Annotated in this window: 16 protein-coding genes and 1 pseudogene; 7 read left to right on the top strand and 10 right to left on the bottom strand. The window is 31.3% G+C overall.

Annotated elements, in window-relative coordinates; genetic code table 11:
* Positions 1 to 12 precede the first annotated feature (12 nt).
* Positions 13 to 207, top strand: a complete 195-nt coding sequence (locus AC0C45_RS06510) for a hypothetical protein (protein WP_013084323.1) — start codon at positions 13 to 15, stop codon at positions 205 to 207.
* An 18-nt stretch (positions 208 to 225) separates the two neighbouring features.
* Complete coding sequence (locus tag AC0C45_RS06505) at positions 226 to 525, top strand: spore coat protein (protein ID WP_029324473.1); 300 nt, start codon at positions 226 to 228, stop codon at positions 523 to 525.
* A gap of 381 nt (positions 526 to 906) precedes the next feature.
* Here the strand turns inward: AC0C45_RS06505 and AC0C45_RS06500 are convergent, their stop codons facing one another.
* From AC0C45_RS06500 to AC0C45_RS06490, 3 genes are all read right to left on the bottom strand, one after another.
* Positions 907 to 1,725, bottom strand: a complete 819-nt coding sequence (locus AC0C45_RS06500; protein WP_013084325.1) for an STAS domain-containing protein — start codon at positions 1,723 to 1,725, stop codon at positions 907 to 909.
* 78 nt (positions 1,726 to 1,803) lie between these two features.
* A complete protein-coding gene (locus AC0C45_RS06495) occupies positions 1,804 to 1,986 on the bottom strand; it encodes an STAS domain-containing protein (protein WP_236691144.1) in 183 nt (60 codons plus the stop codon).
* Positions 1,987 to 2,164: 178 nt separating this feature from the next.
* A complete protein-coding gene (locus AC0C45_RS06490) occupies positions 2,165 to 2,539 on the bottom strand; it encodes a hypothetical protein (protein ID WP_228459503.1) in 375 nt (124 codons plus the stop codon).
* Positions 2,540 to 3,028: 489 nt separating this feature from the next.
* Here AC0C45_RS06490 and AC0C45_RS06485 point away from each other — a divergent pair, with 489 nt between their 5' ends.
* Together AC0C45_RS06485 and AC0C45_RS06480 are read left to right on the top strand one after the other, a co-directional pair.
* The gene (locus AC0C45_RS06485) at positions 3,029 to 3,589 is read left to right on the top strand and encodes an MEDS domain-containing protein (RefSeq protein WP_237892718.1); all 561 of its coding nucleotides are present in this window, start codon (positions 3,029 to 3,031) and stop codon (positions 3,587 to 3,589) included.
* 378 nt (positions 3,590 to 3,967) lie between these two features.
* On the top strand, positions 3,968 to 4,399 hold the full coding sequence (locus AC0C45_RS06480; protein ID WP_237892720.1) for a CBS domain-containing protein: 432 nt from the start codon (positions 3,968 to 3,970) through the stop codon (positions 4,397 to 4,399).
* 88 nt (positions 4,400 to 4,487) lie between these two features.
* Here the strand turns inward: AC0C45_RS06480 and AC0C45_RS06475 are convergent, their stop codons facing one another.
* The gene (locus tag AC0C45_RS06475; RefSeq protein WP_330898823.1) at positions 4,488 to 5,171 is read right to left on the bottom strand and encodes a YsnF/AvaK domain-containing protein; all 684 of its coding nucleotides are present in this window, start codon (positions 5,169 to 5,171) and stop codon (positions 4,488 to 4,490) included.
* Positions 5,172 to 5,678: 507 nt separating this feature from the next.
* Between AC0C45_RS06475 and AC0C45_RS06470 the strand changes: the two genes are divergently transcribed.
* The gene (locus AC0C45_RS06470) at positions 5,679 to 5,954 is read left to right on the top strand and encodes a hypothetical protein (protein WP_047933518.1); all 276 of its coding nucleotides are present in this window, start codon (positions 5,679 to 5,681) and stop codon (positions 5,952 to 5,954) included.
* A 262-nt stretch (positions 5,955 to 6,216) separates the two neighbouring features.
* Positions 6,217 to 6,561, top strand: a complete 345-nt coding sequence (locus AC0C45_RS06465; protein WP_047933519.1) for a YflT domain-containing protein — start codon at positions 6,217 to 6,219, stop codon at positions 6,559 to 6,561.
* 274 nt (positions 6,562 to 6,835) lie between these two features.
* Here the strand turns inward: AC0C45_RS06465 and AC0C45_RS06460 are convergent, their stop codons facing one another.
* The gene (locus tag AC0C45_RS06460) at positions 6,836 to 7,522 is read right to left on the bottom strand and encodes a TrkA C-terminal domain-containing protein (protein WP_047933520.1); all 687 of its coding nucleotides are present in this window, start codon (positions 7,520 to 7,522) and stop codon (positions 6,836 to 6,838) included.
* A gap of 187 nt (positions 7,523 to 7,709) precedes the next feature.
* A complete protein-coding gene (locus tag AC0C45_RS06455) occupies positions 7,710 to 9,167 on the bottom strand; it encodes a hypothetical protein (protein WP_237892722.1) in 1,458 nt (485 codons plus the stop codon).
* A 205-nt stretch (positions 9,168 to 9,372) separates the two neighbouring features.
* Here AC0C45_RS06455 and AC0C45_RS06450 point away from each other — a divergent pair.
* Positions 9,373 to 9,603, top strand: a pseudogene (locus tag AC0C45_RS06450) (DUF421 domain-containing protein); the annotation flags it as partial.
* A 161-nt stretch (positions 9,604 to 9,764) separates the two neighbouring features.
* On the opposite strand, the gene AC0C45_RS06445 reads toward AC0C45_RS06450, so the two are convergent.
* The 4 genes from AC0C45_RS06445 to AC0C45_RS06430 all read right to left on the bottom strand — a co-directional run bounded on the left by AC0C45_RS06445 (position 9,765) and on the right by AC0C45_RS06430 (position 11,834).
* Positions 9,765 to 10,019 carry a hypothetical protein gene (locus AC0C45_RS06445; protein ID WP_230586520.1) on the bottom strand — a complete coding sequence of 85 codons (255 nt, stop codon included), beginning with the start codon at positions 10,017 to 10,019 and terminating at the stop codon, positions 9,765 to 9,767.
* An 83-nt stretch (positions 10,020 to 10,102) separates the two neighbouring features.
* Entirely contained in the window at positions 10,103 to 10,327 is a 225-nt protein-coding gene (locus AC0C45_RS06440) for a hypothetical protein (RefSeq protein ID WP_237892723.1), read from the bottom strand.
* A gap of 269 nt (positions 10,328 to 10,596) precedes the next feature.
* The gene (locus AC0C45_RS06435) at positions 10,597 to 10,824 is read right to left on the bottom strand and encodes a hypothetical protein (RefSeq protein WP_034649913.1); all 228 of its coding nucleotides are present in this window, start codon (positions 10,822 to 10,824) and stop codon (positions 10,597 to 10,599) included.
* 158 nt (positions 10,825 to 10,982) lie between these two features.
* Entirely contained in the window at positions 10,983 to 11,834 is an 852-nt protein-coding gene (locus AC0C45_RS06430; RefSeq protein WP_034649912.1) for a YihY/virulence factor BrkB family protein, read from the bottom strand.
* Between the last annotated feature and the right edge of the window lie 111 nt (positions 11,835 to 11,945).

Genomic DNA, 11,945 nt, shown 5'->3' with positions numbered 1-11,945 from the left:
GAGGTAGAAAAAATGAATTACGCTTTACATGAAGTTCTTGAGGTCCATGAAATGGCTGCATTTAAGACCAATTGTTTGACTAAGTCCAAAACGATGAGAGGATTAGTTACAGATCAGCAATTAAAAGATATTATGCAGCAAGACATAGATGTATCTACGAGACAATTACAAGAATATACTTCTATCCTTTCCAACGCTAAGCAGTAAAAGAGGAGATGAATGAACATGAATCCAATTATTGAAAATTTAACTGGCATGAATGCCCTATCGGATCAAGTGGTTGCAATGGATTTATTGATTGCAGCTAAAAGTGGAGTTAGAAATTATGCCATGGCAGTTACGGAGGCCGGAACGCCTGAAATTAAAGAAATGCTCACTCGCCATTTAGTGGAAGCTCTTGATATGCATGAACAAATTTCTGCATACATGGTGGAAAAAGGATGGTACCATGCTTGGGATACAAATGAACAAATCACTTTAGATTTAAATAATATCGATACAGCGTTGAACTTACCTACTCTATAAAAATAAAATAGGAGCAGTTTAACATTACCAACCTAAACTGTTCCTAATAAACCATTTATATTTAAATAATGGAATTCTTTAAAGAAAAGACATCCAATACGATTACAAATTTGATGTCTTTTCTTTTAGAATTAGAGATAAATTAAGCCAATTACGAATTATTGGCTTCATGCTTACCCGTTCAAATATAAAAAAATGAACCAATTATTCTTTATACTAAATAGTAGTATAAGGAAATTAATGAATTTTCATATTAAGTAAACTATAAGGTTCGTGTCCTAAATCTTTTCTAGAATGAAATCTAGCCTGCAGATCTAATTGAGTCAAAATGACATACCAATTAAATCAACTTATTATAAAAAAGCCGAGACACGTAATTCCCTAGCTTTTTTGAGTTTCTATCGCTTGTTTAACCGTTGCATAGGTTTTAATAGATGAGAAATCAATTCCATTTCTAACAATGGTTTGGGCCAATTCAGGTCCTATACCAGTCATCATCACCTCAATACCTTGTAAGCGGAGAACACTGTAAATATCAAAGAGGTAACGTTCAGCTATAGCGTCTATAGTTAAGATACCTGAGAAATCAACAATTAGATACTCTACCCTCATTTCAAGAATTTTCAAGATAACATTATTCAAGATATATTCCGCTCTTTCTGAATCAATAGATCCAATTAATGGGAGAACGGCAGTTTTATCTTGAATGGGGACCACAGGAACAGATAATTTCAATACTTCTTGCTGCGTCTTTTGAATAATTTTATCTTTCACTTGTTCAAATATTATAATGGTTTCATTAATACTTATATCGAGCAAATAGTTAAATCGTTTATTAATAAATACCAATTCTTCTGAAGAAAGTCCATGCTCTATACTTATTTTAGTAAGGTAATCGATGAAGACTAGGCGCGTAGGAGGATAGCGTGCAATAATAATAGAGACTCTCTCCCCTTGAGATGCTGTACGCTTACCATTGGTCTTACTCCATTCAACAAGCCCTTCAGGTACGTTGTTTTCGCTACTAAAGAGACTCTTTCCTAAAAACTTAATAAATTCAGTATAGACGATAATTGCTTGTTCAAGTTCCTCTTGTAAAGCCTCAAAATTGGGTTTCTGAGAAATTTCTTGCACAATTTCATTTGCTAACATTTCTGCATTATCATCTAAGTACTTAGCAACGCCTATAATCCCTTTCAATAATTGTCACTCCCTCATTTTCTTATTCATGAATGCATTTAGGCAGTCGTTTTATTTCTTGCTTTCCTATTTATTGTTTTAAAAACGAATAAGGAGATTTTCTGTCGCCTTTTGTAAACTTGATTTTATAGTCAAATTATTGAGATCAATAGCAATACTTACAGTAGTCTGTGCAACTTCCGGACGAATTCCTGTTAAGACTGTTTCTACACCTAGAAGCTTTAACGCGTCTATCACTTTGAAAATCCCATCTGCTACCATGGTATCTATAATATAAACACTCTATAAATCTACTATTAAACGTTGAAACTGTAGTCTGTTCGCTGATTTCAACGCTTCCTCCATTGGATAATTGGCTCTTTCCGTATCTATATTTCCAATGAGAGGCAAACTAAAAATAGCCATTCCTTTAGCTAAAGGGACAACTGGGACCGATAATTCAAGAAAGGCGGCTTTGCGCACGTTCAAGGGTTAATTGATAGAAATGCACATAACTTAAACTAAAGGAATAAGCAGCATGATCTAGCAGAGGATCAATAATTCCGCCGACTTCAAATACCGTATCTATTGATAGATTATTTTCCTTTATTACTTCCTTCAATATCTTCCATAAGAAAGTGCGATAATCTTTTGTATCTTTTAATGCTTCATCCAATGGCACCTTCAAATTGCAAAACATTTCCTCTGTTTCTTTTCCCCATTGGGTAAATTTTTGGAGTGCTCTTTCTTCATTTAAGTAATCCCTAAGAACTTCACCAAATAGAATTATAAAGTGAGCTCGGATATTAATAAGTTCCACTTCAAGAGGAGACAATTGTTTCTTTTATTCTTCTGTAATATCATCTATTCTATTTTCATGTACTTCATTAGCGATTTCAAATCTATATTCTAAGATTTTATCCCCTAAAAATCCTATTTCATCTTTCATGATCTCCTCCGAAAATCCTGTTGAGGCTATTATTCAGTTTTTATACTAATTATACCACCACGTGTCAAAATACTTATTTTTTTGTTAATTTCTCAGTATAAAGTTCTCTACTCTAATCTTCATAATTTATTAAACAATTTGTTACAAAGGATTAAAAAAATCAAAGCCGAATTCGCCTTCTGTGATATGATTAATCCAATAAATAGAAATCTTGTATGCTATACACATCTTAAAACAGAAAATTACTAATCCATTAGTTTTTCTGTATATTAAAGGACATTTAACGTCGGAATATGTAAAATTCACACAAATAAGAATACCTTATTACTCTGTAGATTTTTTAGAAATTTTACTAAAACCACTCTGAGGTGAACTATGAAAACAATTAACTCTATATCTAGTTTTAAAAAATTTGATAAAGGTCATGTCTTTTACCGTTTTGAAGATAAACAATTTTACATAAATAATTTAATGCGTTTTATTAAGAATGGATTAGAGAGTAAACAATGTATATTGATAATTGAGAATATGAGGGCCCTTCCCCTAATAAAAGCTACTATTGATAAAAAGTTTAGTCATAAACAAAAAGAATCTATTCGTTTAGTTAATAATTTTGATTATTACTTGGCAAATGGTGATTTTCACACAAAAACTATTCTTACTCATTTTCAAGAAGATTTGTCTATATTGAAAATGAAAAATACGATGATAAGAACATGGGCTCACGTAGAATGGGCTTCAGAGAAACCAGATATTCTTTTACTAGAAGAATTTGAATCAACTGCCGATAATTTTGTTGAGGAGGAGGGTATAGTTTCAGTTTGTGCATATGCTGCTGAGTCTTTATCTTCTACTTTGGATACTACTCTGCAACAATTACATCAATATATTATGACAGATGATAACCTTTTTATTTCTCCCTTTTACAATGGATGAATTTATTAGAAGTGTGGCCATGAATTCACTTTTTCTACAAAAGGAATAATAGTTAAAATAATTTTAACGAAAATATTTTAACTATTTCTTTTATTTTTAAAGTAGTTTTATTCTTTTATTTATATTATATTTTAATATTTTACCTTTTACAGTAAATGATTGTTCTATGTATATAAAGCTTCTATCTTTCCCTTTATAAGTTCCCTATCCATAATATAAACTCTAAAGACATTTCCTGTTTTTTAAATTCCTTCTTCTTTTTATTTCGTTGTCTATAAAAAATTCTAAAGATATTTTATACAATACAAAATTAAGTTTTTTAAAAATGTATAAGGGAATAAAGTAAAATAAGAAAATTAGTTAATAGGGGATTTTGTGGTGAATATAACAGAAATAATGACCAAAGACGTTGAGACTTGTGATCTTAAAAGCTCTTGTGGCGAGGTAGCTAATCTGATGAAAAAATTAGATGTAGGAGCTATTCCAATTTGCGAAGGCAATAAGCTAGTTGGATTAGTAACAGATCGTGATTTAGTTGTGAAGGGGCTAGCAAATAACTGTAACGCTAATACACCGATAGCTGAAATAGTAAAACCGCACGTAATCAATGGTACTAAAGAAATGTCCCTAGAACAAGTTGCAGAGATAATGACTCGTTATCAAATACGACGATTACCTATTATGGAAGGTGATAAACTGATTGGCATTGTTTCTCTTGGTGATATAGCAACAAGTATTGAAGAAAGTAAAAAAGCAGGTACAGCTCTTGAAGGTATTTCAACCTCAATTAAAACTGAAAATTTAAAATAGAGATTAAGAAATTTCAAATCAAGAAAGAGAACCACTGCTTCTGTAGTAGTTCTCTTCTTTTTATAGATAACATTTATTACCCTATGGTTCATTTAGCTCTTTTATTATTTGATGTTACATGCTCGCCTTGTTCTTTAATATTCACTTCTTCTTTCCTTAGAGTCTCCGATACTTTTTCATTTTCTTCTTTACGTCGTTTGCCCACCACTACTTCTTCTGTTACCACAGGTTCTTTTGATACGGTCACTTTCTCTTCTTCAAGGGGGATACGAACAGATTCTTCATCTTCAATAATCTGTGTATTGGCTCGTTTATCCGATACAGGACGACGCTCCACATATACTTCATCATGCTCTACAGGAATATTGACCGTTTCCTCTTTATGAAGAACCTCCTTATCGACTTGAACTTCTCCGGTTTGGACTCTTTCCTTATCTACATGTAATTGTTCTTCTTTTAACTCAATATGTTCTTCTGTATTCTTTGGAACGCCATGTTCATGTTCACGATGTTCCCCATATAATGATTTATCATAAACAGAGTCACCTTTGGCAAAAGCAGAATCCCCTCTCTTTTCTAAGAAAGAATTTGTTTTTGTCTCTCGATTAGCATTTACTAACAATAATACCTTTCCTTTCTGTAAATCATCTGCATAAGGACCTGCTTCTGTGAGTGGAACACCCAGGTTAATTAAACGTTGTTCCACTTTAGCTTTGTCTTTATGAGGCTCTTGATAGTGATCTGGTGAAAATACATGTTTAATTTTCTCCATAATCGATTCGTCTTGATGACCTGTCTCCGTCGTTTCAATTCTCTTTATGTCAATTCCCTCTTTGTTTTCTACTTCTAGATAATCCTCATTATCTATATCGTTAGTGGTTACGAGAGAAAGATTTTTCTCTTAAAATCCTTGAGTCTTTAAGTTTTGAATCGCTGTGACCACAGCCTCCTCATTTTCGTAAGTACCTATCACATTTTTTGTCATTAGTAACTCCTCCTTCTATTATAAAAAGCTATTTAGAAAACTAATTTCATCTGTGTTACTTTTAATACCCGCATGTCCTTTTATAAAACTTTTTTTGGAATAGTAAAAAACATCCAAATTTGAATTAGAATACGATTAAGGGATAATCTATAAGTTAAATTGAACGAGGTGCTTTTTAAATTTAATGGATAATCCTTAAACCAGTAACCGACATCTAAAAATACAGGTTTATTAAGCTATCACATAGGGAAAATGAGTTCAAAGTTTAAATAAAAATAGAGAGGAGCAAGTGGAATGCGACAAAAAGCACTTATTTCTGGTCTTGCTATTTCAACAGTAAGCGTAGGGATTACAACTTATTTATTGAAGGATAAATCAAACTTAGATAAGGTAAAAGGGTTTGTTCGAAGTGTAAAAAAAGCTATTCCATATAAGTCATCGACTCAAAAATTGACTTCGTTCCCTATACACAAAGCTGGTCATCCAGACCCTATGGACATTGAAGATAATAAAATGGTCTCAGAAGGATCTATGTTTCCTGTACAATATTATAATGAAAAGAAACAGTGAATTATCAACCTATATCACTAACTATATTAATATACTTGTAAAACAGTTTAGTTGCATCTCGAGCAGATTTTAACTATTTGAAAGAGGTATGTTTCATCATAGTTATATCTGCTATTTCAATTCCAATAAATATATTTGTAGGTCTCATATCTTAACTTAGAATGTTTAAATCATAGTTGAAATGTCCAAGAAGATAGGTAGCTAGTTATTCATATCACAAACTTCAATTAAATAGCCTGTATGTGATTAAGGAGGTTTTTTAATGGAGAAAATAAGAGCTGTAAAGGATGGTTATGAAGTAAAAGAGGCTATTGAACAATTTTTAAGTCTGGGATTCAGAAAGGACAATATCTACTTATTAGCACATGAAAGAGATCGCACTGAGGAATTGACAAATGTGTTAAATACAAATGATATCAGTATATCAGAACCTGGAGACAACAAACCAATGGCAAATTCACTTCATTTTTGCAAAGATGAACTACACACTAAGCTTTACTCCTTAGGATTATCAGCTGCAGAAGTTCAACAATATGAAAAGGAATTGAATTGGGGCCGTATACTAGTGATTGCAACAAAGGCAGATGATGTTCCTCCTATTGAGTAACATCAGAAAAAAAGCTGTACAAACTTTCTTCACCGGTTAATTAAAGAAAGTTTGCATAGCTTTTTTAAAAAAATATATATTTCCTCTGAAAATATTATGGCCTTCATCAAAATGCAAAGCATTATCATTAAGCAAAAATATAAAAATAAAAAGTTGAAATTTGTTGTGATAATAAAATTACCTTGTGAAATATAGGTAAAGAAGTACTCTAAAACCTTAAGCGTTTTATAAATAGTTTTTAACTTTAAATAAATATATTTTCACAAATAACGTCTTAGGACGTTTCCTTTTCGGCTTTCTCTATTTCTCCCCTAAACTTCTCTTCAATTAACTGTTTATCCCCATACACCAATAAACGATCCCCTGCTTGAATTTTACAATGAGTAAGTTTCTTTCTTATTCTTAACTCCCCTCGCATTAAGAAAAGTACTAATATGTCTTCATCTTCATTTATGCATTCATTCACTGACTTTCTAATATAGGATGACTCCTCATCAATTTTTATTTCTAAAAGGCAATCTGCTTCATTAGTTAATAAAATTTGATTTACTGGTAATTCGTCTATTTTAAATGATTCCTCTGATTCTTCCTCAAATTTATCTGCTAAAACTTTTTGAAAGAATGGAAGTTTTAGAAGAAAAAATATGAGAAGCAGTGCTCCTTCTATATATAATACTTTTGGGGTTAGCACATTATTTGATAATATACTACTTAAAGAAGAGATAATAACGGCAAACGAAAAAGCACCAAATAGTATTAAAAAAATACCTAATCTTCTTCTAAAAGGATGACCTAAAATCAATTCGGATTCTCCTGTGGTAAAACCAGTTCCTGTCATTAGTGATATTACTTGAAATCGAGAAACAGGCTTTTTTATTCCAGTTATTGTAAATAAAATAGTATTAATTTCGATTATGGTAGCTATGATCACTAAATAAATAATTGTAAATGTAAATTCCATTTTTTCACCTTTATTTTTCAATAAATTTTCTATGGGAAATTGGACTTATTAATAATCTCTTTGTATGTTACTTTTATCTAAAATAATAAGAGATAAACTTCTCACATCCAGGATTGTTTGATAAATGTTCTTTTCATTTAACATATATAAAATAATGACTAATATAGAATAATTAAGAATGGAGTATTTATAGATAGTTTTTCTTATTCCGTTTCTTTTCTTTAATATAGGACTTAACAGCTTGAATAGCTATTACGCTAGAAATTCCAATTCCTGACAATGCTACAAGTAAAGCGATATCTTCAAAAATCGTGTAGTGTAGAACCTTATCCCATTTAATTTTCCCTTCCCAATTTTGAATCACTAGATTCATTCCATAAATTCCAGATACAACAGTATATAGAGTTAAGATTTGCAATAAAGAATTATGCCTTTTTGAGGTCATTCTCTCCTGATTTTTATATAAGTCGTTAAGGGTTTTATTTACCTGGGTAAATAAGTTATCTATGCCTAGAGATTTTTTGAAATAATTAGAAATCTCTTTTCCAGCTAACCTGCTGTTTATTTCAGGATTGTATATTTTAGCAGAAAATTCAGTTATTTTAACAATAAGAGTATCCACTTCAACCTCATTTTGTCCCTTATGAATTCTTCTTTGGTCATATGTGAGTTTCATAAGAATGATTCGATAATAGTAAAAAAGAAGAAATGAGTAATAGTATTGCCCAAACATTTGGTTGGCGAGCATGTGGGCAAGTTCTCCTTGAGATTTGGTTATACATGCAAACATGTAATCTGTTACCACATAATACGTTTCATCTGCCCACCTATCGTACACATGATCATCATAAAATCGCTCCATGTAAGCAGGGTTTTTTGCTCCGATAAATGGATGACCTTTGTTGTCAAATCCACTTATGCTTCCTAATCGGTAAAGGTCTTGAACTTCGAGTTTGCTTTCTTCTTGCAATACTATACTGCCTACTACATATAGCCTTTCATCTATATAGAATGGTAGGCTTCCAAAATAAGAAGAGTTCGTATTTTTTTCATCAAGAAAACTTTTCATAAAAGGACATAATGATTCAAAAATGAAAGATTTTATCATTTTATAAGATTGATTTTTTGTCCCTATCTGGATATCTGAATCTTCCTCTACAAGAGGTTCCATCACACGAAATAAATCAGTGAATTCTATTACTTCTGAGTAAGACATGTTATCAGGTAATTCAACGCGTATATTCATCATGCCTATTTGAAAAGGACAAATAATAATATCTATGGACAATAGTTGAAAAATTGTTTGAAGGTACTTTCCTTTTAGGAAGAATTCCTGATTGAATGCCTTAGAGAATCTTCTAAAACCTTCTTTTTTGGTTGAGACGGATGGAAAGATAATAGGTTCAATATTAGGTAGAAAAATTCTCTCCATACGATAATGTGAAACGGTATGGTGGTCACCATAGTATTTATCTTGTAAATGGGAATTATCAAGTGTAAAAAAATCATAGCCTTGTTGTTGGAGTAGTTGGGATAAGCTATCTGAACACTCTTCTTTTAAAGTAAATGGAAAGATAAATTGCAGATATGCCTTTTCGACCTCAAACTCCTTTATAGATTGGTCTTGTTCGTTGAAATTTGGCATTTTTTGCTCCTTTCTTCAAATTAAAGATTGATAAATTTTTCACTTTAATTTATTAACCCTTCTGCAAGAGAATTTCCACCTCATCAAGAGAAATAGAATAATTATATAGATGAACAATATGTCTTAGAAAATTCTTAGTGCATCGTTACTTTCATATTCATTTTTCTAATTCCCGTTTATCCTATCGTAACAAACTGGTAAAAAGAGGATAGATCAGTTAACCCTCTTAGATTTTATAGCTACATTGTTATTGAGTAAGCTCTTGGGTAATGCTATCTATGACAAAAATGTTAGAATCACTGAATTTTTATTTGCTACATCATTTTGGGGAATTATTGTTTTCTTAGTAGAATTTTTCTCTTATAAATATAAAAAAATTAGAAAAATAGCAGAGGGCATTCCTTCAATCTTAATTAACAAAGGAATGATAGACTGAAAAGAACTTAAAAAAATAAAATAGAAATGCAAGAATTAATGGAAATGTTATGGGCCAATAGTGTATTTTTCAATCAAGACGTACAATATGGAACTATGTAAAATAATGAAAAAATAAGTATCATGAAAAAATCTCGACATAGTAAAATGTCGAGATTTTTATTAAGTCGAGATTTCTATATAAGTCTTTTTTACAGCATCCCACTGAAATTTCCCTTCTTCTACAACAAGGTGATCTTCCGGATTCCAGGGTAAACTTTCTTTAGCGACGTCTAAACGTAAATGTTCAATACTTGCTGGAGGAAGTTCACTATCCCACTCATTTAGCCCGATAAAATAAATACTACCTTGTGCTAATACATCTGGATGTAAATGAACAAAGATTGTTTGAAATTCTATCTTATCCAACTGTTCCATTTTTCCCACCCCTTTAGAGCACTTTTTACCTTTTAGTCTAGTAGGTTGTTAAAGTTTTAGTATCTTATACTATTGGTTTAACATTAACTCTTCTTATATTTATTTTCAGTTGAGGATTCATTTTTAGTTTTCTTTTTATTTCTTTCGTCTTCCTTTTCTATCTTTATTTCTTCAATTGGTATGGAGTCGACTGTTTGTTCAATTTTAAAGCGATCAAATAAGGTTTTATTCTCTGTAGAATAGTGCTCAGCATGATCCCTGCTTTTTGTCTCTTGGGGATGAGGGGACCTTTTTCTTGATTCTGTCATTCTTTTCTCCCCCTGTGTTGACTGTATACGTTCATATTAATCTCCTCCCATAAATTAAGATATTTTACCTTTATCCTAACAGGGATAGCTTTAAACCTGGGCCTATACTTATTAAAATTTAAATTCAATTACAAAAATAGATAATGGGGGTGTTTTCAGAACTATTTTTCCTGATCTATATTGTAAGCTGTTTCTTTATAACATCATGCATCGTAAATAACATAACTTCTATCTCAATTTTGCTGTTGGTACATGGAATAATTTATATTTTACAAATGAGCAAGCTCTTCAGATAATTTTTTTGCTTTAGCTTTTAATTGTTCTTTTTGACCTTCCAAATCCGCCATTACAGCTAGAACCTCTTTATTATCAGGTTCTTCTCTAAATTGATTTAATACAGCAACAAGGGATTCTGAGACTTTGATTAAATTCTTGTTCACTTCATCCTGCTTTTTTAAATTAATAATTTCAAATTTCTTTTTTTCTATATTATTCATCTTCCTACTTCCTTTCTTTTAATATATAACTGGGGATTAATTACTTAGCTTTTAAAAATTTAAAGTCCGTATCAAAAATATTGTAAATATAGGTTCTAGAGAATACCCGAACTATTAAAAACTTGTAATAATATATAATATAATACGGTTTTCATCTTTTACATTGATGTATCTTGAGCTTGGTTTTGAACTGTAGAGATTTTGCTTCTATGATATGCTGCATTTATTTCTCCACCTATAACAAGAATTAAGCCTGTTAGGAAAAGCCATAGCATAAGCACAATCACTCCCCCTAAACTCCCATATGTTGTTGAATAGCTGCCAAAGTTATTTACATAGAAAGAGAAAATAAGAGATGTTAATTGCCATAAGATAGTTGCCACAACTGCTCCCGGCCATACATGTGCAAAAGGGAATGTCTTGTTAGGAGCAAGATGATATAAGATAGAAAGAATACATATCATAATCCCAATTGCAACTATCCACCTAAGTATGTCTAAAATAATAGCCGTCCCTGGTGGGAAGGAAAGCCATTCTCTTAACATTTTTAAAAGAATACCTCCAAAAACAGGAAGAACAAGGGCTACTAAAAGCGTTAAGATTAGCCCAATTGTTAATACAATTGATAGTAATCTTACTTTTATAAACGAACGAGTTTCTTCCACATCAAATGCTTGATTTATTGCTTTTATAAAAGCATTTATACCATTTGAGGCAGACCATATAGTTCCTAAGATTCCGAATGTTAGAATTCCACCACTGGGTTTACTAATAAATTGCACTACATTTTCTTTGAAAATAGTGGCAGTTTCCCCTGGCATTACACTTTGTAATATATGAATGGCTTCCTTCGTTTCAATAGATAAATAGGGAACAATGGATAAAAGTAAAATAAGCATGGGGAAAATTGATAACATATAATAATAGGCCTGTTCAGCTGCAAGTTCAGTTGCACGGTCTTCTTTCATTTCTAGTATGATTTTTTTACTAAAAGATATAACCTTATTCATTACACCCCTCAACTTTCTGAAGTATTATTTAAAATTCTTTTCCCATTATTTAAAATTTTCAATCTAAAAATTATATAATGCTTCAAAAAATCCACATTTAAATAAAGAAAC

The organism is Priestia sp. VA7, from assembly GCF_055710015.1.
The sequence above is the reverse complement of the archived record's forward strand: the minus strand, read 5'-3'. Positions and strand labels throughout refer to the sequence as shown.

Excerpts from the sequence above, each read along its gene's own strand:
- AC0C45_RS06445 (WP_230586520.1), bottom strand. The coding sequence starts at position 10,019 with ATGGAACAGTTGGATAAGATAGAATTTCAAACAATCTTTGTTCATTTA.
- AC0C45_RS06485 (WP_237892718.1), top strand. The coding sequence starts at position 3,029 with ATGAAAACAATTAACTCTATATCTAGTTTTAAAAAATTTGATAAAGGT.
- AC0C45_RS06475 (WP_330898823.1), bottom strand. The coding sequence starts at position 5,171 with ATGGAGAAAATTAAACATGTATTTTCACCAGATCACTATCAAGAGCCT.
- AC0C45_RS06495 (WP_236691144.1), bottom strand. The coding sequence starts at position 1,986 with ATGGTAGCAGATGGGATTTTCAAAGTGATAGACGCGTTAAAGCTTCTA.
- AC0C45_RS06455 (WP_237892722.1), bottom strand. The coding sequence starts at position 9,167 with ATGCCAAATTTCAACGAACAAGACCAATCTATAAAGGAGTTTGAGGTC.
- AC0C45_RS06435 (WP_034649913.1), bottom strand. The coding sequence starts at position 10,824 with ATGAATAATATAGAAAAAAAGAAATTTGAAATTATTAATTTAAAAAAG.
- AC0C45_RS06510 (WP_013084323.1), top strand. The coding sequence starts at position 13 with ATGAATTACGCTTTACATGAAGTTCTTGAGGTCCATGAAATGGCTGCA.
- AC0C45_RS06505 (WP_029324473.1), top strand. The coding sequence starts at position 226 with ATGAATCCAATTATTGAAAATTTAACTGGCATGAATGCCCTATCGGAT.
- AC0C45_RS06430 (WP_034649912.1), bottom strand. The coding sequence starts at position 11,834 with ATGAATAAGGTTATATCTTTTAGTAAAAAAATCATACTAGAAATGAAA.
- AC0C45_RS06440 (WP_237892723.1), bottom strand. The coding sequence starts at position 10,327 with ATGACAGAATCAAGAAAAAGGTCCCCTCATCCCCAAGAGACAAAAAGC.
- AC0C45_RS06465 (WP_047933519.1), top strand. The coding sequence starts at position 6,217 with ATGGAGAAAATAAGAGCTGTAAAGGATGGTTATGAAGTAAAAGAGGCT.
- AC0C45_RS06470 (WP_047933518.1), top strand. The coding sequence starts at position 5,679 with ATGCGACAAAAAGCACTTATTTCTGGTCTTGCTATTTCAACAGTAAGC.
- AC0C45_RS06460 (WP_047933520.1), bottom strand. The coding sequence starts at position 7,522 with ATGGAATTTACATTTACAATTATTTATTTAGTGATCATAGCTACCATA.